16 protein-coding genes are annotated in these 20711 nt (G+C 69.7%); 3 read left to right on the forward strand and 13 right to left on the reverse strand.

Annotation, left to right across the window (positions count from 1 at the left end; translation table 11 throughout):
• Positions 1-2 precede the first annotated feature (2 nt).
• On the forward strand, positions 3-2486 hold the full coding sequence (locus tag H3309_RS06985; RefSeq protein WP_207791567.1) for a YbcC family protein: 2484 nt from the start codon (positions 3-5) through the stop codon (positions 2484-2486).
• 21 nt (positions 2487-2507) lie between these two features.
• On the opposite strand, the gene H3309_RS06990 is transcribed toward H3309_RS06985, so the two are convergent.
• The 6 genes from H3309_RS06990 to H3309_RS07015 are packed head-to-tail and all read right to left on the reverse strand — an operon-like array spanning position 2508 to position 8847.
• A complete protein-coding gene (locus H3309_RS06990) occupies positions 2508-3749 on the reverse strand; it encodes a spinster family MFS transporter (protein WP_182298016.1) in 1242 nt (413 codons plus the stop codon).
• The gene (locus H3309_RS06995) at positions 3733-4887 is read right to left on the reverse strand and encodes an alpha/beta fold hydrolase domain-containing protein (protein WP_182298017.1); all 1155 of its coding nucleotides are present in this window, start codon (positions 4885-4887) and stop codon (positions 3733-3735) included. Before H3309_RS06995 ends, H3309_RS06990 begins: the two co-directional genes overlap by 17 nt.
• Complete coding sequence (locus H3309_RS07000; protein WP_182298018.1) at positions 4877-5977, reverse strand: cytochrome P450; 1101 nt, start codon at positions 5975-5977, stop codon at positions 4877-4879. Before H3309_RS07000 ends, H3309_RS06995 begins: the two co-directional genes overlap by 11 nt.
• Complete coding sequence (locus H3309_RS07005; RefSeq protein WP_182298019.1) at positions 5974-6795, reverse strand: phytanoyl-CoA dioxygenase family protein; 822 nt, start codon at positions 6793-6795, stop codon at positions 5974-5976. The genes H3309_RS07000 and H3309_RS07005 overlap by 4 nt, the downstream gene beginning before the upstream one ends.
• Complete coding sequence (locus H3309_RS07010) at positions 6779-8302, reverse strand: class I adenylate-forming enzyme family protein (protein ID WP_182298020.1); 1524 nt, start codon at positions 8300-8302, stop codon at positions 6779-6781. The genes H3309_RS07005 and H3309_RS07010 overlap by 17 nt, the downstream gene beginning before the upstream one ends.
• Positions 8302-8847, reverse strand: a complete 546-nt coding sequence (locus tag H3309_RS07015; RefSeq protein WP_182298021.1) for a VOC family protein — start codon at positions 8845-8847, stop codon at positions 8302-8304. The genes H3309_RS07010 and H3309_RS07015 overlap by 1 nt, the downstream gene beginning before the upstream one ends.
• 174 nt (positions 8848-9021) lie before the next feature.
• On the opposite strand from H3309_RS07015, the gene H3309_RS07020 reads away from it, so the two are divergent.
• Entirely contained in the window at positions 9022-11616 is a 2595-nt protein-coding gene (locus H3309_RS07020) for a TonB-dependent receptor (RefSeq protein WP_182298022.1), read from the forward strand.
• A 9-nt stretch (positions 11617-11625) separates the two neighbouring features.
• Positions 11626-12231, forward strand: a complete 606-nt coding sequence (locus H3309_RS07025) for an NIPSNAP family protein (protein ID WP_182298023.1) — start codon at positions 11626-11628, stop codon at positions 12229-12231.
• Here the strand turns inward: H3309_RS07025 and H3309_RS07030 are convergent.
• The 7 genes from H3309_RS07030 to kdpF are packed head-to-tail and all read right to left on the reverse strand — an operon-like array spanning position 12219 to position 20601.
• The gene (locus tag H3309_RS07030) at positions 12219-12863 is read right to left on the reverse strand and encodes a TetR family transcriptional regulator (RefSeq protein ID WP_182298024.1); all 645 of its coding nucleotides are present in this window, start codon (positions 12861-12863) and stop codon (positions 12219-12221) included. The genes H3309_RS07025 and H3309_RS07030 overlap by 13 nt on opposite strands.
• Positions 12864-12893: 30 nt before the next feature.
• Entirely contained in the window at positions 12894-13586 is a 693-nt protein-coding gene (locus H3309_RS07035) for a response regulator (protein WP_182298025.1), read from the reverse strand.
• The gene (locus H3309_RS07040; protein ID WP_182298026.1) at positions 13583-16216 is read right to left on the reverse strand and encodes a sensor histidine kinase; all 2634 of its coding nucleotides are present in this window, start codon (positions 16214-16216) and stop codon (positions 13583-13585) included. Before H3309_RS07040 ends, H3309_RS07035 begins: the two co-directional genes overlap by 4 nt.
• The gene (gene kdpC / locus H3309_RS07045; protein ID WP_182298027.1) at positions 16213-16797 is read right to left on the reverse strand and encodes a potassium-transporting ATPase subunit KdpC; all 585 of its coding nucleotides are present in this window, start codon (positions 16795-16797) and stop codon (positions 16213-16215) included. The genes H3309_RS07040 and kdpC overlap by 4 nt, the downstream gene beginning before the upstream one ends.
• Before the next feature lie 11 nt (positions 16798-16808).
• A complete protein-coding gene (kdpB, locus tag H3309_RS07050; RefSeq protein WP_182298028.1) occupies positions 16809-18806 on the reverse strand; it encodes a potassium-transporting ATPase subunit KdpB in 1998 nt (665 codons plus the stop codon).
• Positions 18807-18817: 11 nt separating this feature from the next.
• Positions 18818-20500, reverse strand: a complete 1683-nt coding sequence (gene kdpA / locus H3309_RS07055; RefSeq protein ID WP_182298029.1) for a potassium-transporting ATPase subunit KdpA — start codon at positions 20498-20500, stop codon at positions 18818-18820.
• Positions 20501-20511: 11 nt separating this feature from the next.
• Positions 20512-20601 carry a K(+)-transporting ATPase subunit F gene (gene kdpF, locus H3309_RS07060; protein WP_182298030.1) on the reverse strand — a complete coding sequence of 30 codons (90 nt, stop codon included), beginning with the start codon at positions 20599-20601 and terminating at the stop codon, positions 20512-20514.
• Between the last annotated feature and the right edge of the window lie 110 nt (positions 20602-20711).

The raw sequence follows: 20711 nt of genomic DNA on the forward strand, positions 1-20711 counted from the left end.
CCATGCAGACCGATGCCACCGACCTGATCGAGAGCGCCCCGATGACCGACACTGCCGTTGCTACCTCCATCCCCCTCGCTGAGGCCGATCCGGTCGCCACGGCCTGCGCGCGCATCGCGCCGCTGTGGCCGCTGAAGGCCTTCGTCGCGGTCAATCCCTTCCTGGGCCTCACCGACCTCCATTTCGGTGACGCGGCGCGGCTGCTGCACCGGGTTGCCGGCATCGACATGCTGCCGGCGCGCGCCTTCTGGACGGCGATGCGAACCGAAGGCCGGATCAGCGATGCCGACCTCGCCCAGGCGGCGCAGGCGCATGGCACCACGTTCGAGACGGTGACCGCCGCGCTCGCCGCCGCGCCGGTGCCGCCGTCGACCGCCGGCCGCATCGCGACGGTCGCCGAGGTGCTCGACCGGCTTGCCGACGGAGACCGGCAGGCCTCCCGCACCGCCTTCATGATCGACGAGATCGCCAAGTTCGCCGCCGCCTGGTTCGACGAAGGACAGGCCGCCTGGCGCCTGCCCGGCGCGACCATGGGCCTTTATGCTGCCTGGCGTGCCACCGCGGCGCACGACCGCAACCCCGCCGCCATGGGGATCCGCACCTTCCAGGCCACGGTCGCCGGCGCCGACGCGGACCCGCTGCGCGCGATCCAGGCGACGCTGGACGAAATCGGCATGCCGGCGAACGCACGCGCCGACTATCTGCACCGCGCGCTGCTCGACATCGCGGGCTGGGCCGGCGTGGCGCGCTGGCACGGCTGGCAGGCAGGGCTGAAGGGCGAAAGCGACCCGGCGCTCGTCGACCTGCTGGCCATCCGCGTGGTGTGGGGCCTCGCCCTCTATCGCGCGCAGGACAAGCGCTTCCATGATGCCTGGCGGCTGGCGATGGCCGAGGCCGGCCATGCCCTTGCCGTGGCGCCGCCGGCATTCGACGAGATCGCCCTGGGCCTGGTGTTGCAGGACGCCTATGAAATCGCGGTCCATCGCCATTTCAGCGGCTTGCTGGCGCGTGGCGAGCTCGCCCGTGCCGATGGCCGCCCCGAAGCGCAGGTGGCCTTCTGCATCGATGTGCGCAGCGAACCCTTCCGCCGCGCGCTGGAGGCGCAGGCCCCGGGCATCGAAACCATCGGTTTTGCCGGCTTCTTCGGCTTCGCCATCGAATATGTTCCCATCGGCCGGGAAACCGGCGGCGCGCAATGCCCCGTGCTGCTGGCGCCGGGCGTCACCGTCTGCGAGGGCCTGGCCCACGCCAGGGAAGGCGAGGAAGCGGAGGCGCTGGGTATCCGCCTGTTGCGCCGCCGCGCGGTGAAGGCATGGAAGGCGTTCAAGCTGGCGGCGGTCTCCACCTTCGCCTTCGTCGAGACCATCGGTCTCAGCTTTGCCGTCAAGATCGGCGGCGACGCCCTGGCCCGCACCCGGCCGGCGCCCGACCCGCGCTTCGACAACCTCGATCCCGATGCGGCCCGGCGGCTGACACCGGTGATCGAAGCGAAGACGGTCGGCGGGCGCCCCACCGGCTTTCCACCCGAGCTGCGGCTGCAGAGCGCCGAGACGGTGCTGCGCGCGATGTCCATGACGGAGAATTTCGCCCGGCTGGTCGTCCTCGCCGGCCATGGCAGCACCACCGTCAACAACCCGCACGCCGCGGGTCTGGACTGCGGCGCCTGCGGCGGCCACACCGGGGAGGCGAACGCGCGCGTCGCGGCCGCCATCCTCAACGACCCGCTGGTGCGCGCCGGCCTGCCCGCGCGTGGCATCCATGTGCCCGACGACACGATCTTCGTGGCCGGCTTGCACGATACCACGACCGATGCGGTGACGCTCTATGATGATGACGCGCCGGCAAGCCACGCGGAGGATCTGGCGCGCCTGCGCCGCTGGCTCGCCGCGGCCGGCGCGGCGACGCGCCGGGAACGGGCGCCGACGCTGGCGCTGGCTCCCGGGGCCGACATCGATGCGGCCGTGGCCGAACGCGCGCGCGACTGGGCGCAGGTGCGGCCGGAATGGGCGCTTGCCAACAACGCCGCCTTCATCGCCGCGCCGCGCGCCCGGACCTATGGGCTCGACCTCGGCGGCCGGGCTTTCCTCCACAGCTACGACTGGCGCAAGGACAGCGGTTTCAAGATCCTGGAGCTGATCCTGACCGCGCCGATGGTGGTCGCGTCATGGATCAACCTGCAGTATTATGCTTCCACGGCGAACAACGCCGTCTTCGGCGCGGGCAACAAGGTGCTGCACAATGTCGCCGGCGCGCTCGGCGTGATCGAAGGCAATGCCGGCGACCTGCGCGTCGGCCTGCCATGGCAGTCGGTGCACGACGGCACGCGCTTCATGCACGAGCCGGTGCGGCTGACGGTGGCGGTCGATGCCCCGCGGGAGGCGATCGACGCCGTGCTCGCCAACCATCCGCAGGTGGCGGCGCTCGTCCGCAACCGCTGGCTGCACCTGTGGTGCATCGCGGACGGCGGGGTGGCTGCGGTGGACTGACGTCCCGCGTCGCGCGGGCGCTCAGCGTTTCGGCAGCGCGCGGGCCACCAGCAGGTGCAGGGCGGCCGCCAGCACGAACAGCGGGATCAGCCAGGTCATCGCCTGTGTGAGCCCGGCCGGCCCGGCGGCGGCGAAGCGGTCGCTCAGCACGCCCACCAGGAGCGGCCCGCCGCCCATGCCGATGATGTTCATGGTGAACAGCATCACCGCGGACGCCGTGCTGCGGCTGTCCGCCGGCACCAGCGATTGCAGCACTGCGAAGGTCGGCGCGACATAGCTCATGAACAGGCCGCAGGGCAGTGCCAGCAGCACCACGGCCCAGGGCCAGGACGGCGCCGCGAGCGCCAGCGCGAACAGCGGCCCCGCCAGCCCGAAGGCGGCCGCCGGCACCCAGGCGTTCCAGCGCGGGGAGCGCCGGGCCAGCCGGTCGGTGGCGATGCCCGATAACAGGATACCGACGCCCATGCCGGCGGCGATCGCCGGGCTGAACCAGGTGGCGACGTCCTTCAGGCTCATGCCATGCACCCGCATCAGCCAGGCCGGCGCCCAGTTGAGCACCGCCCAGCCGACCATCGCAGAAACCCCCGCCGCCAGCGCCAGCAGCCGCAGCTCCGGCCGGCGGACGAAATCGCCGAGCACAACGGCGACCGGCGTGACCGGAGGCGCATCCGCCGCCACGGCACGGCGCGGTTCGCGCACCAGCAGCGGCAGCAGCGGCGCCATCAGCAACCCGGGGATCGCCGCGACGACGAACGCCGTGCGCCAGTCCCAGGTGGCGGCGATCCAGCCGCCGGCGGCCGCGCCCAGAAACAGCCCGATGGGCGTGCCCAGCGTGTAGATGGCGGTCGCGGTGGCGCGTCGTTCCGCGGGAAAATAATCCGCGATCAAGGAAAAGCTGGGCGGCGAGCCACCCGCCTCGCCCACGGCGACGCCGACGCGCGCCAGCGCCATCTGCCAGAAACTGGTGACCAACGCCGTGGCACCGGTGAACAGGCTCCACGCGGCGCAGCTGAGCGCGATCACGCGCACCCGGCCATGGCGGTCCGCCAGCCGCGCCACCGGCACGCCGAAGGCGGTGTAGAAGATGGCGAAGGCAAAACCGGTCAGCAGGCCGAGTTCGGTATCGGAAAGGCCCAGGTCGCGGCGGATCGGTTCGGCAAGGATGGCCACCAGCTGCCGGTCGATGAAGCTGAGCGTATAGACGGCGAGCAGCGCGGCCAGCGCGACATGCGGGCGCGACAAGCGGTCAGGCGTCGAAGCCATGGCGGCGCATCCAGTCCTGACAGAGGGCGACGGCCTCGGCGACCTTGTCCGGCTGGCCGAAATAATAATGGTTCGCGCCATCGATCACATGCAGCTCGCGGTCGTCATGGCGGATCGCGGCGAACAGGCTTTCCGCCTGGTCGGGCGTGCAGGCATCGTCCGCGCCGTTGGAGATCAGCAGCACCGGCACGCTGATCCGTGCCGCCGCCGCCAGCCCGTCGCCGCGCGCGTCGTCATATGACCATTGCGACAGCCAGCTGCGCAGCGTGGTGAAGCGTGCCAGCCCGACCGGGCCATTGTTCACGATGCGCGGATCGCCCAGATAGCACCAGTTCGGCTTGCGGCCATTGGGGTCGATGCTCGGGTCCAGCCAGCGCGGATCGGCCATCGTGCCGTGGACGGTAAAGGCATGCTCCTCCCCGCCACGGCCTGCCGCGCGGAGGCGCGCCAGCCGCTCTTTCACCCAGACGGTGATGCGCTGGTTGCGCGCCACCTGCGCCGCCCGATAGCGCGCCAGGAAATCCGTGTCATAGGGCGGCGTCGGCGCCTCCGGTCCATAAAGATCCAGCGCCGGATCGCGCCGGTCGGGGTCGGCCTCGTCGATGATCGACGGGTCCATCCATTCGGTCAGCGTCAGGTGGCGCGCCCGGTGCGCCGCCAGCAGCATCACGGCATCCGCCGGCACCAGGCCGGCATCCACCAGGCTGGGCGGATCGCCCGCCGGCGTCGCGGTGATCGTCGGCGCCTCCGCTTCCGCCTGGAAGGTCAGGCTGAGCGAGCCGCCGCCCGACCAGCCGCCGAGGATGACGTGCCTGTAGCCCAGCCGGCCCCGCGCCTCCCGCACCACCGCGGCCAGGTCGAGCACCACCTTCTCCATGATCAGCGCATGGTCGGCACGGTAGCGGCTGTCGGACACGATGACGTGGGTGCCGGCGCGGGCGAAGGCATTGATCATCGGCAGATACATCTGGCCGCCGACCGGGTGCATGAAAACAACGACCGTATCCGACGGCCGGTCCGGCTTCAGCCAGTGCGCCGACAGCGCCACCCGGTCGATCTCGCCGCCATAGGTCTCCTTGAACAGCTGCTTCTCCTCGAACAGGATCAGGATCGGCGTGCGGCTATAGCTATGCGGCATCGGGGCCTCCGGTCAGAACGGGCATCCGGCGGACCCCGTGGAAAATGCCGCCCCGGCGGAGCAGCAGCGGCGCCGCCGGACGCAGCGCGGGCAGGTGGCGGAACAGGATGCGCAACCCGGTGGCGATCTCCGCCCGCGCCAGCGCCGCGCCCAGGCAGGTGTGGCGCCCGGCGGCAAAGCTCAGATGCTGCCGGGCGTTGGCGCGGAACGGATCGAAACGCTCCGGCGCCGCGAACAGCCGCGCATCGCGGTTCGCCGCCGCCAGGTCGCAGATCAGCGTCGCTCCCGCCGGCAGTTCCCCCCCCGGCATCGCCAGCGGTGCGACCGTATGGCGGACAAGCCATTGCAGCGGCGGATGCAGCCGCAGCAGCTCATCCGCCGCCTGCGTCCAACGCGCCGGATCATCGCCCAGCGCGGCGCGGGCGTCGGGTTCGGCCATCAAGGTCGCGGCGCCTCGCGCCAGCACGAAGGCTGTCGTCTCATGACCGGCGTTCAGCACGAAAATCGCCTGGTGCAGCGCCTCGTCGGCGGACAGCGCATCGCTTGCTTCCAGCAGCGCCAGCAGGCCGTCCGGCCGGCGCCGCGTGCGGCCGATGAACGCCGCCAGCTCGGCGATGGCGGCATCGCCGGCTGCCCGGGCCGCGGCGTCGGCATCGGGTTCCAGCGCTGCCACCACCGCCGCCGCGCAACGCCGCAGCCGCGCCTCGCCCGACGGCGCGACGCCCAGGATCGCGGCAATCACCCGGATCGGCAGCGTCGCGGCAAAGGCGGCGATGAAATCGGCGCGCCGCCGGCGTGCCAGCCCGAGCGCCAGCCCGGTCGCGGTTTCAACGATCAGCGGTTGCAGCGCCGCCAGCGCGCGCGGCGTGAAGTGCGCCGCCAGCGCCCGTCGTACCCGGCCATGGTGCGGCGGGTCCATGAAGGTCATGGTGTGCGCGTTATGCTCGCGGAACGGCCCCGGCGCCATGGCGGCGAGCGCCCGTTCGGGCAGCTTGCGCACGGCCTCGCCATCGCCCAGCGCGGCAGCGCAGGCGGCGTGCCCCGTCAGCCGCCACAGCCGGGGGCCGCGCTGCTCCACCCCTTCCATCATGCCAGGCGCAGCCTCGGGAACAGCGGCCCGTCCAGCATGTCGCCATCGGCAAGCCCCGGCTCCGCATCGAAGGTCAGCGCGTGCGGCCCGCCGACAAAGCGCGTTCCGGCCCCGGCATAGCGCAGCACCAGCGCGCGACGGCTGCCTTCCCTGGCGCGGTTGGGGCCGGCGCCGTGCAGGGTCGTGGCGGTGAACAGGATGGCATCGCCCGGTGCCAGCGCGAAGCTGACCCGGTCGGCATCGGGATCACGCGACAGGTTCGGCGCCGGCGGCAGGTCCATGTTGCGCATCGCGCGGGTTGCCGGCGTGTCGGGCTGGGTCGGGCGCCAGCGCTGCGGCCAGCGATGGCTGCCGCGCGCATATTCCACCCCGCCATTGTCCGGCGTCACGGCATCCAGCGCGATCCAGATGCTCATGATCTGCTCGCCCGTCACTGGCCAGAAGGGCAGGTCATGATGCCAGGGGGTGGGGGAGGGCGTGCCGGCCTCCTTCACGATCATCTGGTCATAAAACAGCCGAACGTCCGGCGCTAGCAAAGCTGCCGCCACCTTGGCGGGGCCGCCGGTCAGCGCGATGTCGGCCAGCGCGGGATGGCGGCGATGGCTGTGCAGGTCGGAAAAATAGCGGCCGCCACCACCCGACAGAAACTCCTGCGCGTGCCGGCCGGGGCTTGCCATCGCCGCGGCCACCACCGCGCGCAGCGCCGCCACACCATCGGCGTCGACCACGCCGGCCACCGCCACCACGCCATCGCGCGCGAACGCTTCATACGCCGCCGCGTCCAGCGTGGCGCGCGGTGCTTCAACCGACAGCGGCATCGCCCTCTCCCCGAGCCCTCGCCCGCAGCAGGTCCTTGCGGATCTTGCCCACCGCCGACAGCGGCAACGGCGTTTCGGAAATGTCACTGCTGCGCGGACATTTATAGCCCGCGATCAGCGTCCGGCAATGCGCGACCAGTGCGGCATGGTCCAGCGCCGCCCCCGGCTTCAGGCTGACAAAGGCGTGCACCCGCTCCCCCCATTCGGGATCCGGCGCCGCCACCACCGCCGCCTCCCGCACGGCGTCATGGCGCAGGATCGCACTCTCCACCTCGGACGAGCTGACATTCTCGCCGCCGGTGACGATCATGTCCTTCAACCGGTCGGTGATGTGCAGATAGCCTTCCTCATCGATAAAACCGACATCGCCCGTGTGCAGCCAGCCATCGCGCGTGGCAAAGGCGGTGGCTTCAGGGTTGTTGAGATAGCCGGCGAACAGGCCGGGCGTCTGCGCGCAGACCTCGCCCCAGGTGCCGCGCGGTACCTCTCCGCCCTGCTCGTCCAGGATCGCCAGCCGTACGCCCACCACTGGCTGCCCGGCGGCGCGCAGGCGCGTGGGATGGGCCAGATCATGGTCGGTCGCGCGCAGCGTCGCCAGCCCGCCCGATGCCTCGGTCTGGCCATAGAATTGGTTGAAACGCAGGCCGGGAAACCGTTCCAGTGCCCGCCGCAGCACCGCTTCGGGAATGGCCGAGGCGCCGTAGCCGATGGCGCGCAGCGTCGACAGGTCGCGCGATCCCAGGTCGTCGCGCCCGACCAGCCAGGTGATCATCGTCGGCACCAGCGCCGTCGCCTCGATGCGGTGCCGCTCCAGCGCATCGACCAGCCCGTCGATGCTGAACTGCGGCAGCAGGTGCTGGCATCCGCCCCAGGCCGCCACCGCGAACCCCGGCCCCAGCGCCGCCAGATGAAACAGCGGCGTCACCTGCAGGAAACGCGGTCGCGGCCCCCAGTCCAGATCGCGCAGGATATGCTGGAGGTTGAAGCCGAAGCCGGCGCGGGTCACGCGCACGCCCTTGGGCAGGCCGGTCGTGCCGCCGGTATAGATGATGGCCCAGTCCTCGCGCTCGTCGGTCGGCACGGGATCGGCGGGCGTGTCGGCCATCAGCGCCTGCCAGCTCGCGCTGTTCTCATCCTCCACCAGCAGCAGCTCGCAGCCCTGTTCATCGGCCAGCGCCCGCGCCAGTTCGGCATGCGCTCCATCAGCGATCAGCAGGCCGGGGTTTGCGTCGGCGATCAGTTGGCGCAGCTCCGGCGCCGCCAGACGGGTGTTCAGCGGCACCATCGGGATGCCGGCCATCGGCAGCGCGAAACTCAGCTCCAGATAGGCGACACTGTTGTGGGCAAGGATGGCGACACGGCCGGGGCGGGCCGCAAGCAGGCCGCTCGCCAGCCGGCGGATGCGCTGGAGCGATTCCTCCCAGTGCCACATCTGCGCGCAGCCGGCGAAGGCGGGGCCGTCACCGTGCAGCTGCGCGGTGCGGAACAGCAGGTTGCCCAGCAGCATCAGTCGGCGGGTCCGGCATGCGCCGCCTTGCGCGCCGCGGTCGCCGCCGTCCATTCCGCGATGGCGGCGCGCGCACCCACCGCCTCATGCGCCAGAAACTGGTCGTGCACCGGAGTCGGCGTTGTCACCTCCACCTGGATGCCGTTGGGATCATAGCAATAGATCGACCGCACGAAACCATGGTCGATGGGTCCCTCCACGGCGACACCCTGGGTCAGCAGCCGGCTCCGATAGGCTTCCAGCTCGGCGTCGCCCTCCACCCGCAGCGCGATGTGGCGGTTGAAGCCCGACTGCGGGTGAAAGCGCTGCTTTGCCAGATGATCGGGCAGGTCGAAAAAGGCAACGAAATTGCCGTCCCCCAGCCGGAAGAACAGGTGCATGTAGGACAGCGGCGCGGAGCCATCGGGCGTCTCGTCGAACGCCAGCGCAGCGGCCAGCGGCAGGTCGAGCACATCCTGATAGAAGGCCCGGGTCGCCTCGGCATCGAAGCAGCGGAACGCGACATGGTGGATGGACCGGATTGGCGGCAGTTCGGACATCATCATCTCCCCTGTCCTCAGGATAGGCCGAACCGTGCTGACTGGTCAATCAGGCTTATTGCCTATCAATAATCATGATTTCCGATTGATGATGCAGTAATCCGATTGACGAATGAGCCTCACCACGACATTCTGCGATCATGCCGGCCAGCAGAGCCGGCGGGAGATCAGGGAGGAACGATGATGCTGATGGGCCGTCTGTCGCTGATACCGCTGCTGCTTGCCGGGGCCGCGCATGCGCCCCTGGCGGCCCAGAATGCGGGCGCCGCCGATGACGAGACCATCGTGGTGACCGGCAGCCGCATCCGCCGCACCGTCAACACCGATGCCAACCCTGTCACCACGCTGGGCCAGGCGGAATTCCAGGACAAGGGGCTGGTGCAGGCCGAGGATCTGCTGCGGTCGATTCCCGGCAACCGGTCGTCGTTCAACTCGCCCAACACCACGGGAAGCCCCTATACCGTCGGCACCGCCCAGGTGAACCTGCGCGGCCTGGGGCTGTCATCGACGCTGACCCTGATCAACGGCCGCCGGCAGGTGGTCTCGCCGATCCCCACCGACGACGGGTCGAGCTTCGTCGACATCAACACCATCCCGCTGATCATGGTCGAGCGGCTGGAGGTGCTGCAGGACGGCGCCGCGGCGCTCTATGGCTCCGATGCCATCGCGGGCGTCGCCAACTTCATCATGCGCCGGAAGATGAACGGGCTGGAGGCGCGCGCCGGCTATCAGACAACCACCACGAACGGGCAGGGCGACTTCACCGCCGGGCTGGTGGGCGGCACCAGTTTCGGCACGGTCGACATCGTCGCCGGCGTCGAATATCTGAAGCGCACCCCGCTCGCCATGGCGGACCGCGGCTTCACCAGCGGCAAGATCCGCTCGGCGCTGGGCTTTCCCGGCGCCTTCCAGCAGCCGGGGCGGCCGCTGCCGACCATCGATCCCAACTGCGCCGCGGCGGGCGGCATCCCCACGGTGATCGTGCCGGCGGCGAACCTCGGCTTCTGCAGCCAGGACCTGACGAACAATTTCGACATCATCTCGCCGGAGGAGCGCGTCACCGCCTATGCGACGCTGAACGCCGACTTGGGCAGCGCCACGCTCTACGGCGAAATCGGCTTTGCCGACAATAGCGCCAAGGTCCGGTCCTCCAACTTCTCCAACCTGAAATTCCCCACCGTGCCGGCGACCAATCCCGGCAACCTCGTTGCCAATGGCGGCTTCGGCGTGCCGATCGTCTATTATGGCCGGCCGCTCGGCAACCAGGGCGATGTCAACCAGCGCCGCAAGAGCGAGATGCTGCGCCTGGTCGGTGGCATCCGCGGCGACGTCGGCGGCAACTGGAATTATGATGTCAGCTACGCCTATTCGCAGCAGCGCTTCAACGTCGATGGCGTCACCGATACCAAGGCCGACCGGTTCAACGCGGCGCTCAACTGCCAGGGCGGACCGCAGAACAACCTCTGCTTCAACCCCTTCGGTTCGTCGGTCACCAACCCCGCGCTGGCCAACAGCCAGGCGGTGATCGACGATATCCGCGCCGACAGTTTCCGCCGCTACTTCGCCCGCATGCACTCGGTCGAGGCGGTGGTCACGGGCACGTTGTTCGAATTGCCGGCCGGCCCGGTCGGCATCGCCATCGGCGGGCAATATCGCCGCGAATCGCTGCGTTTCGCCTCCGACCGCGATGCCCAGACTGGCAATCTCGTCTTCATCTTCACCGGTCCCGATTTCCAGACCAGCCGCAGCATCTACGCCGGCTTCGGCGAGCTCGCCGTGCCGCTGGCGCGCGGCCTCGACCTGCAACTGGCCGCGCGCTATGAGAAATACAGTGGCGGCGGCGGCGACAGTTTCGATCCCAAGGCCTCGCTGCGCTGGGAGGCGGCGCCCTGGCTGACGCTGCGCGGCTCCATCGGCACCAGTTTCCGCGCGCCATACCTGTCGCAGACCACCACCATCACCACGATCAACGAAAGCATCAGCGATCCGCTCAATCCCGCCCCGATCGGCTTCTTCCGCGCCGTCGTCACCGTGCCGGCGCCGCTGAAACCGGAAAGCGCCACCAACTACAACCTTGGCATCATCTTCAATCCGGTGCCGCGGCTGCGCCTGTCGGTCGATTACTGGCGCTACGACTATCGCGACATCATCGTGAAACAGAATGCCCAGGCGCTGGTGACAGCCAACCCGCGCGATCCGCGCATCATCCGGCCCCTGGGGCCGACCGGGCCGATCGCGCAGATCCTCGTCAGCTTCGAAAACCGCCGCGCCGTGCTGACCGACGGTTTCGACATCGCCGCCAGCCTGGACAACGACCTCGGCGGTGGCGTCGATCTCAACCTGCTGCTGCGTGCCAACTACATCAACCAGTATCGCACCGACATCGGCCAGGGCGAGCAGGACCTCGCCGGCCTGCGCAACTTCCAGAATTTCGCCCGCGCGCTGCCCCGCTGGCGCGGCAACCTGACCGGCACGCTGGGCTTCGGCAGCAGCAAGCTGATCACCACCGTCAACTATATCGACAGCTACCGCGAGAATGTGCTGCCGGCGAGCTCCCCGGTGAACGGCTTCAAGATCGGCGCCGTGGCCACGGTCGACGTGCAATACAGCGTCGACATCGGCAAGTGGAACACCAACCTCGCCATCGGCGGCACCAACATCTTCGGCAAGAAGCCGCCGGCCGTCGCCGCGCCCGGCGACCTGCAGGGCTTCGACCGCCTGACGCACGACCCGCGCGGTGCCCTGGTCTATGCCCGGCTGGTGCAGAAGTTCTGACGCCCCCCGGTGCCCCTGTTCGAGCTGCGCTGCTATACGCTGGAGGGTGACGGACCGTCGCGGGTGGTGGAGCGCCTGCGCGATCACATGCCGCCGCTGTTCGCACGCCATGGCTTCGCGCCGGTGGCCCAGTGGATGCTGTCAGGGGTTTCAGGCGATGTCGCACCGGGGCGGCTGCTGCCCCCCTTGCCTGCGTTCGTCTGGATGCTGGCCTGGCGCGACCATGCCGCGCGCGCCGCGGCGTTCGCCGGCCTCTATGCCGATCCCGGCTTCGCGGACGCCCGCCGCGCCACCGAGCCGAACGGCCCCTGGCTGACCGCCATGCACATCCTGTTCCTGCGGCCCACCCCCGCGCATCCCGCTGCCGGCAAGCCCATACCGCTCGGCGGGCAGCTGTTGCTGATGAACGAACGCCGCCCCGGCGCGCCGCTACCTCCGCCGCTCGAGGGGCCGCAGCTGCTCGCGCATCTGGAGGTCGAATCCGGCTGGCGCCTGCCCACAAGCATCACCCTGACCACCCGGTCGCAGGATGACGCCCTGTCCGCCGCCGACGCCGTGTGGCACCTTGCGCCCCTGCCACATCAACCGATGATTGCCGGCCTTTATCCCGGCTGACGCAACAACCCGTTCAGCATCAGGTCCACCAGCAGGTCCGCCTGCCGTTCCACCACCTCCGCATCGAAGGGCGAACGGCCCAGCAGCCGCTCGGTCAGCGGCGCCAGGTTGAACAGCATGGCGCCCGCCGAATGCGCCGCCAGCATCGACAGCCAGGGGTCATGCGGCTTCAGCACACCGGCCTCGATCCCCTCCTCGAAAATCTGGCGATAGAGGCTGTAGCTGGGTTTCAGCCAGGTTTCGAACAGCCAGTCGAACCGCGCGCCGCCCGCCGTCCCCTCGGTCAGGATTACCCGTCCCAGTTCCGGATGCCGCGCCGAGGTATGGACGAAACGGCGCAGCACCACCTTAAGCCGGTTGGCGATGTCCAGGTCCTTGTACGCCGCCTGATCCACCAGCGCGCGCACGCCGACGCGGGAGAACAGCCGCTCCATCGCCGCCCGCCACATCGCTTCCTTGGTTTCGAAATGATAGAGGATCAGCGACTGCGAAATGCCCACCCCCTGGGCGATCGCCGCCGTCGAGACGCCATCGAAGCCCAGGCGGCTGAACCGGTCCAGCGCGACCTCCAGGATTTCATCGCGTGCCGCAACGGGCGCCTTGCCGGCGCGGGATGATCGTCGTTCAGCCATTGGCACGGCATAATCAGAAAAGCAGAACTGTCAATCAGGGCCGGCACCGTCGGCCAGCGGCGGCGACAGCCGATACCCCACCCCCGGCTCGTTGACGATCAACCGCGGCCGCGCCGGATCCTTTTCCAGTTTCTGCCGCAGGCCGCGCATGGTGACCCGCAGATATTCCACGTCGCCCAGATGCGCCGGCCCCCAGACGGCACGCAGCAGGTGCACATGCGTAAGCACCTTGCCGGCATGCCCCGCCAGTTCCGCCAGCAGCGTGAACTCCTTCCGCGTCAGCTTCACCTCCTGCCCGCCGAGCGTTACGCGATGCGCGGCAAGGTCGACAGTGACGGCGCCCGCGCTGACAAGGCCGGCCGCGGCCCTGCCCTGGTGGCGCAGCGCGGTGCGGACACGGGCCAGCAACTCCTCGGTGTCGAAAGGCTTGGTGACATAATCGTCGGCCCCCAGGTCGAGCGCCGCGACCTTTTCCGCGGTGGTGTCGCGCGCGGTCACCACCACCACCGCCAGCCCGCGTGCTTTCAGGAGCGGGACAAGCTCGATCCCGTCGCGGTCGGGCAGGCCAAGGTCGAGCACGGCGAGCGCGACCGGCGGCTGACCGAGGCGCAGCGCGGCGGCGGCGTCACCGGCTTCGGCCACATCATAGCCCACCCGCGCGAGCGCGCCGCGCAGCAGCCGGCGGATCGCGGGCTCATCATCCACGACCAGGATGCGCGTCATGCCGATGGCACCGGATGCAGCAGGGCAGGGGGCCAGGCGATGGCGAAGCAGGCGCCGCCGCCGGCCCGGTCCGTCGCCAGCACGGCAAGACCCATGGCCTCGGCAAAGCCCTTGACGATCGCCAGGCCCAGGCCGCTGCCGCCGCTGCGGTCGTCACCTTCGATTCTCGTGAAACGCTCGAACAGATGTTCGCGCTGTCCCGGTGGCAGCCCCGGCCCCTCGTCTTCGATCCGCAGTTCGACACCGTCGCCAGCGGCGGCACGCACGAAGATGGCGGTGCCGGCGGGGGCGAACTTCGCCGCGTTGATCAACAGGTTGACCAGAACATGGTGCAGCAGGCGCGGATCGGCGGCAACCAGTGGCAGGTCGACGGGAACCTCGATCACCAGCCGGTGCGCCGCCAGCTCCACGGTCAGTTCACCGACGGCGCTGCCGACCGCGTCGGTCAGGTCCAGCGGCTCGGGGCGGACGCGGACGGCCCCGGCATCGAGCCGCGTCATCTCGACCAGATTGTCGAACAGCCGCGCCAGCCGGCGCGATTCCGAACGCAGCAGCCGCGAATCCTCGCAATCGCCATGGCGCGCCGCCAGCGCGTCGGCGGTGGCCACCACCGCGGTCAACGGCGTTTTCAGGTCATGCCCCATCGAGGCGACCAGCGTGGTGCGCAGCTCGTCGCGCTGGCGCAGCACGCTGACGTCGCGCGCCTCGGCTTCCAGCTTCAGCCGTTCCTGCGCCAGCGCGGCCTGGCCCAGCATCGTCGTGAACAGCACGCGCCGTTCCGGCGGCACGGCGTCCCCCGCGTCGCGCGCGATCCCCAGCACCGCCAGAACGCCGAGCGAGGTGGCCAGCGGATGGAACTGCCATTCGCTGCCGGTCAGCGTGCCGGTGGCCCGCCCGCTCGCCTCGCCCCGCGCAAAGGCCCAGTCGATCGCGGCACTGTCGATCGGGCTCAGCACCGGCAGGTCCGGCGCGCCGGCCACGGCTTCGTGCCGCCCCTGCCGCATCACCAGGAACACGGTGTTCGCATCGAACAGGGCGGCAATTTCCTCGCAGATCACGGCGGCGGTCGCGGCTTCGTCGGAAACGGCCGCCAGTCGCTGCCCGAACGTGGCAAGGGCGGCATTCTCCGTCGCCGTGCGCGCGCCGATATTCGCTTCGCGCCGCACCCGGCCCGCCAGCTGGCTGGCGACCACCGATACCACCACCAGCACGAACAGGGTGATGATGTTCTGCGGATTGGCAATGGTGAAGGTATAGAGCGGCGGCAGGAAGAAAAAGTTATAGGCGAGTGCGGCGGCAAGGCTGGCGACCAGCGAGGGTCGCAGGCCGAACAGCGTGGCGGTAACGATGATCGGCAGCAGGAAAAGCAGGTCCACCGCGTTCGATCCCATCACGCGGCCCAGGCCGACCGCGGCGGCGGTGGTCAATGCCACCAGCACAAGGCCCGCCGCGATGCCGCCGAACGGGATCGGCCGGCGCGTCGCGCTCCCCCGGCTGCCCGCCGGTTCGGCGATGGGCACGACATGCACGGCAACGCCTGCCAGATCGCGCACCAGCCGGTCCACCACCGATCCATGCCGCAGTTCGAACCACCAGGACCGGCGCTGCTTGCCGATCACCAGCGTGGTCGCCCGCATCGCGCCCAGCTGCTGGCGCAGCCCGACATCGACCGACGCCGCCGGCACCGTGGTGATCGCCGCGCCAAGGCTGGCGGCAAGGTCGAGCGTGGCCGCCATCCGGGCACGTGCCTCCGCGCCCAGCGTGGCGGTTCGCGGCGTCTCCACCACCAGCGCGCTCCAGCTTGCCCGCAACCCGTCCGCCAGCCGTTTGGCGGTGCGCACCAGGATTTCATCACCGGGCTGATCACCGATGGCGACAACCAGCCGTTCCCCGCCCTTCCAGGTGCCCGCCGCCCCGGTGGTATCGACATGGTCGATCAGCGCGCGGTCGACGATCATGGCCGCCCGCCGCAGCGCCAGCTCCCGCAGCGCCGACAAATTGGCCTTGGTGAAGAAATTGTCGAGCGCGCGCGCCGCCTCGCCGGGCACATAGACCTTGCCCGCCTTCAACCGCGCGATCAGCTCGTCCGGCGGCAGGTCGACCAGCTCGAGGTCGGCATCCTCCAGCAGCGCATCGGGCACCGTCTCGCGCACCCTGATGTGCGTGAAGCTGGCAACGACATCGTTCAGGCTTTCGATATGCTGGACATTCAGCGTGGTCAGCACGTCGATGCCCGCGTCCCGCAGCTCCTCGATATCCTGCCAGCGCTTGGGATGGCGGCTGCCCGTCACATTGCTGTGGGCCAGCTCGTCGATCAGCGCCAGCTGCGGCCGGCGCGCCAGCATGCCGTCCAGGTCGAACTCCGCGAGGCTGTGGCCCTGATGCGCAACCATGTGCCGCGGCAGGATCTCGAACGGCGCAAGCAGCGCCTCCGTCTCGGCCCGCCCGTGCGTTTCCGCCACCCCCACGACAACATCGCGCCCCGCCTTCAGCGCGTCCGCGCCTTCACGCAGCATCTCGAACGTCTTGCCGACGCCCGGCGCCGCGCCCAGGATGATCTTCAGCCGCCCGCGCCCCTCGCGCTTCGCCGCCTTCAGCAGGTTATCGGGCGAGGGGCGTTGGTCCGTCATCGCCCCTGGTTAGCGGACAGGGCATCCAGCTGTCGATTGAGAAGCAGCACATTGACCCGGGGCTCGCCGATGATGCCGAACAGCGGCTGGTCGACATTTCGCCGCACCAGCGCCTCGACGCTTTCCCTGGGCAGCCCGCGCGCCCCCGCCACCCGCGCCACCTGCACCAGCGCCGCCGCCGGGCTGATGTCGGGGTCAAGCCCGGAGGCGCTGGTGGTGACCAGGTCGGCGGGAACGGCCGCCGCCATGGCATCGTCGGCAACCCGCCCGGCGATGGCATCGCGCAGGTCCCGCGATCCGGGCGCCAGGTTGGTCGCGGCCGACGCGCTGGCATCATAGCCGTGCTTGCCTGCCGCCGACGGGCGCGGATGGAAATAATCGGCGCGGGCGAAATTCTGCCCGATCAGCGCCGATCCCACGATCCGTTCGCCGTCGCGCACCAGGCTGCCGTTCGCCGCCGCCGGCATCGCGGCCTGCGCGATGGCCGTGACCAGCGCCGGATAGGCCAGCCCGGTCAGCAGCGTCAGCAGCAGCAGCAGGACGATGGCCGGACGCAGCGCGCGGGTAACTTCAGTGAACATCGAAAAACTCCTCAGACCAGGTGCAGGCCGCCGACCAGCAGGTCGATCAGCTTGATGCCGATGAAGGGCGCGACGATCCCGCCCAGGCCATAGATGCCGAGATTGCGCGCCAGCAGCGTGCCCGCCGGGGCAGGGTGGTAGCGCACGCCCTTCAGCGCAAGCGGGACGAGCGCGGGAATGATCAGCGCGTTGAAGATGATGGCCGACAGGATCGCGCTCTGCGGGCTGGCCAGCCCCATCACATTGAGGGCCGCCATGCCGGGATAGAGCGCGACGAAGATCGCCGGCAGGATCGCGAAATATTTGGCGACATCGTTCGAGATCGAGAAGGTGGTGAGCGCGCCCCGCGTCATCAGCAGCTGTTTCCCCAGGCCGACGATCTCAATCAGCTTCGTCGGATCGCTGTCCAGATCGACCATGTTGCCGGCCTCCCGCGCCGCCTGCGTGCCGCTGTTCATCGCCACGCCCACGTCCGATTGCGCCAGCGCCGGCGCATCGTTCGTGCCGTCGCCGCACATCGCCACCAGCTTGCCGCCTGCCTGCTCCCGGCGGATCAGCATCAGCTTGTCCTCGGGCGTCGCCTCGGCGAGGAAATCGTCGACCCCGCTCTCCGCGGCGATGCTGGCGGCGGTCAGCGAATTGTCGCCGGTGATCATCACCGTGCGGATGCCCATCCGGCGCAGCTCGCTAAAGCGCTCGCGAATGCCCGCCTTCAGCACATCGTTCAGCCGGACCACGCCCAGCAGCCGCCGGCCATCGGCGACCGCCAGCGGCGTCGCCCCCTGGCGCGCGATGTCATCGGCCAGGCGGCGCAGCTCGGCGGCGCCAACGGTCGCCTCGGTGCGCCGCAGCACCGCATCGACCGCGCCCTTCAGGATAACGCGCTCGCCGACCTGCACCCCCGAAACGCGCGTGTGCGAGGAAAACCCGATCGGCTCCGCATCGGCGGGCATCGCTTCGCCGTCCCCGGCAAGCATCACGATCGACCGGCCTTCGGGCGTTTCGTCCGCCAGGCTGGCCAGCCGCGCCGCCGCCGCCAGCTCGGCCGGGCCCACACCCGCCAGCGGCAGGAAGGCGGTCGCCTGCCGGTCGCCGATGGTGATGGTGCCGGTCTTGTCGATCAGCAGCGTGTCGATGTCCCCCGCCGCCTCCACCGCGCGCCCCGATTTCGCCAGCACGTTGAACCGCACCAGCCGGTCCATCCCGGCGATGCCGATCGCCGACAGCAGCGCCGAAATCGTCGTCGGGATCAGCGTGACGAACAGCGCGACCAGGACCGGCACCGCGATGTTGCCGCCGGCATAGCTGGCAAAGGCCGGCAGCGTGCCGACCGCGATCAGGAAGATCAGCGTCAGCCCCGCCAGCAGGATGGTCAGCGCGATCTCGTTCGGCGTCTTCTGCCGGCTCGCCCCCTCCACCAGCGCGATCATGCGGTCCAGGAAGCCCTGGCCCTGCGCCGCCGTCACCCGCACCACCAGCCGGTCGGCGATCACCCGCGTGCCCGCCGTCACCGCCGAACGGTCGCCGCCGGCCTCGCGGATCACGGGCGCCGATTCGCCGGTGATCGCCGCCTCGTTGACGCTCGCCACCCCCTCCACCACCTCGCCGTCGGCGGGGATCAGATCGCCGGTCCCCACATGCACCAGGTCGCCGACCTTCAGCGTTGCCGCATCGACGACGCGACCGTCGGGCAGGCGCGCGGTCAGCTCCGCCTTGGCGCTGCGCAGCGACGCCGCCTGCGCCTTGCCGCGCCCCTCCGCCAGCGCCTCGGCGAAATTCCCGAACAGCACGGTCAGCCACAGCCAGAACACCAGCTGCCCCTCGAACGCCGGGCTGCCGCTGCCCGTCACGATGCCCTTCACCAGCAGCAGGGTGGAGAGCGCGGCGACAACAGCCGTCACGAACATCACCGGGTTGCGCACCAGCACGCGGGGATCGAGCTTGCCAAAGGCATCGCGCGCGGCCGCCGACAGCAGCGGTCCGGTGAACAGGGAAGGGGCGTTCGTCATGAAGGATTGGCCTACAGAAGCTTGCCGGCGGCAATGTTAAAGTGGTCGGCGACGGGGCCCAACGCCAGGCTGGGCAGGAAGGTCAGCCCGCCGACGATGACGATCACGGCGGCCAGCAGGCCGATCCACAGTGCCCCCGTCGTCGGAAAGGAGCCGGCGGTGACGGGGCTGTGGCGCTTCGCCGCCAGGCTGCCGGCGATCGCCAGCGCGGGGATGATGACGCCGAAGCGGCCGACGAACATGCCGAGCGCCAGCAACAGGTTGTAGAAGGGCGTGTTGCCGGTCAGCCCGCCGAACGCCGAGCCGTTGTTGGCGACCGCGCTGCTGAAGGCGTAAAGGATCTCCGAAAAGCCGTGCGGCCCTTTCGACAGCGGCCCGGCGAGCCCGGCCGGCGTCACGCTGGCCAGCGCGGTCAGCAGCAGGATGGTGAAGGGCAGGATCGCGATGGCGATCACCGCCAGCTGCATCTCCCGCGCCTCGATCTTCTTGCCGACATAGTCGGGCGTGCGCCCCACCATCAACCCGGCGATGAACACGGCAAGGATGCAATAGATGAGGACGCCATAAAGCCCTGATCCCACCCCGCCGACGAGGATTTCGCCCAGCTGCATGTTGAACAGCGTGACCAGCCCGCCCAGCGCCATGAAGCTGGAATGCATGCCGATGACCGCGCCGCAGGAAGCAGCGGTGGTCACGGCCGCAAACAGCGACGTGGCTGCGATGCCGAAGCGCACCTCCTTCCCCTCCATGTTGCCGCCGACCAGCCCCAGCGCCTGGTGCACCGGATTGCCCGCCGCTTCCGCGCCATAGATGACCGCGACCCCCACCACGAACAGGCCCAGCATGGCCGCCAGGATGGCCCAACCCTGCCGCATGTTGCCCACCGCCTTGCCGAAGGTCACCGTCAGCCCGGCGCCCAGCACGAAGATGCTGAGCATCTGGAGATAGTTGGAGAGCGCGGTCGGATTCTCGAACGGGTGCGCCGAATTGACGTTGAAGAAACCGCCGCCGTTGGTGCCGAGCATCTTGATCGCCAGCTGCGACGCCACCGGGCCCACCGCGATCGCCTGCCGCGCACCTTCCATCGTGGTGGCGGTCACCGTGGCATCGAAGGTCTGCGGCACCCCCATCGCGACATAGGCCAGCGCCAGCAGGATGCTCGCCGGCAGCAGCAGGTAGAGCGTGGCGCGGCTGACATCGACCCAGAAATTGCCGATGTGCGCCACCTCCCGCCGGGCGAAACCGCGGATCAGCGCAAAGGCAACCGCGATGCCGGTCGCCGCCGACAGGAAATTCTGCACCGTCAGCCCGGCCATCTGGCTGAAATGCGACAGCGTCGTTTCGCCGCCATAATTCTGCCAATTGGTGTTGGTCACGAAACTCACCGCGGTGTTCAGCGCCAGCAGCGGCTCCACGCCGGCAAAGCCCTGCGGGTTGAGCGGCAGCAACCCCTGCAGCAGCAGGATCGCGAACAGCAGGGCGATGCCCAGCAGGTTGAACGCCATCACCGCCACGGCATAGCCGAGCCAGTTCTGTTCACGCACCGCGTCGGCGCCCAGCAGGCGCTGCACCAGGCGCTCGCCCGGCAGCGACGGACGGGCATAAAGCATGTGCATGTAAAGGCCGGCGGGTTTGGCAAGCGCCACGATCAGCACGATGAACAGGGCGATCATCGCCCATCCGGCAAAGGTCATCGCCCCACCCCTCAGTAACGCTCGGGGCGTGCCAGCACGACGAGCAGATAGACGAACATGGCGACCGCGACGACCGCGCCGGCGACAAGGTCAAAGGACATGGTTTGGCTGCCTCGAAACTGTCCGGCATGGGTAGCGCGAGCGCGGGTTAGGGCGTGCGGGGAAATCCGCCGGCCCGGCGTAAGCGGCGCGTAAAGAAATGCCGATCCCG

Source organism: Sandaracinobacteroides saxicola (genome assembly GCF_014117445.1).
Lineage (GTDB): Bacteria > Pseudomonadota > Alphaproteobacteria > Sphingomonadales > Sphingomonadaceae > Sandaracinobacteroides_A > Sandaracinobacteroides_A saxicola.

Coding starts and splice junctions, on each gene's coding strand:
- H3309_RS07015 (WP_182298021.1), bottom strand. CDS start 8,847: ATGATGATGTCCGAACTGCCGCCAATCCGGTCCATCCACCATGTCGCG.
- kdpF (WP_182298030.1), bottom strand. CDS start 20,601: ATGTCCTTTGACCTTGTCGCCGGCGCGGTCGTCGCGGTCGCCATGTTC.
- H3309_RS07020 (WP_182298022.1), top strand. CDS start 9,022: ATGATGCTGATGGGCCGTCTGTCGCTGATACCGCTGCTGCTTGCCGGG.
- H3309_RS06985 (WP_207791567.1), top strand. CDS start 3: ATGCAGACCGATGCCACCGACCTGATCGAGAGCGCCCCGATGACCGAC.
- H3309_RS06990 (WP_182298016.1), bottom strand. CDS start 3,749: ATGGCTTCGACGCCTGACCGCTTGTCGCGCCCGCATGTCGCGCTGGCC.
- kdpB (WP_182298028.1), bottom strand. CDS start 18,806: ATGACGAACGCCCCTTCCCTGTTCACCGGACCGCTGCTGTCGGCGGCC.
- H3309_RS06995 (WP_182298017.1), bottom strand. CDS start 4,887: ATGCCGCATAGCTATAGCCGCACGCCGATCCTGATCCTGTTCGAGGAG.
- H3309_RS07005 (WP_182298019.1), bottom strand. CDS start 6,795: ATGCCGCTGTCGGTTGAAGCACCGCGCGCCACGCTGGACGCGGCGGCG.
- H3309_RS07030 (WP_182298024.1), bottom strand. CDS start 12,863: ATGGCTGAACGACGATCATCCCGCGCCGGCAAGGCGCCCGTTGCGGCA.
- kdpC (WP_182298027.1), bottom strand. CDS start 16,797: ATGTTCACTGAAGTTACCCGCGCGCTGCGTCCGGCCATCGTCCTGCTG.
- kdpA (WP_182298029.1), bottom strand. CDS start 20,500: ATGACCTTTGCCGGATGGGCGATGATCGCCCTGTTCATCGTGCTGATC.
- H3309_RS07010 (WP_182298020.1), bottom strand. CDS start 8,302: ATGCTGCTGGGCAACCTGCTGTTCCGCACCGCGCAGCTGCACGGTGAC.
- H3309_RS07040 (WP_182298026.1), bottom strand. CDS start 16,216: ATGACGGACCAACGCCCCTCGCCCGATAACCTGCTGAAGGCGGCGAAG.
- H3309_RS07000 (WP_182298018.1), bottom strand. CDS start 5,977: ATGATGGAAGGGGTGGAGCAGCGCGGCCCCCGGCTGTGGCGGCTGACG.
- H3309_RS07035 (WP_182298025.1), bottom strand. CDS start 13,586: ATGACGCGCATCCTGGTCGTGGATGATGAGCCCGCGATCCGCCGGCTG.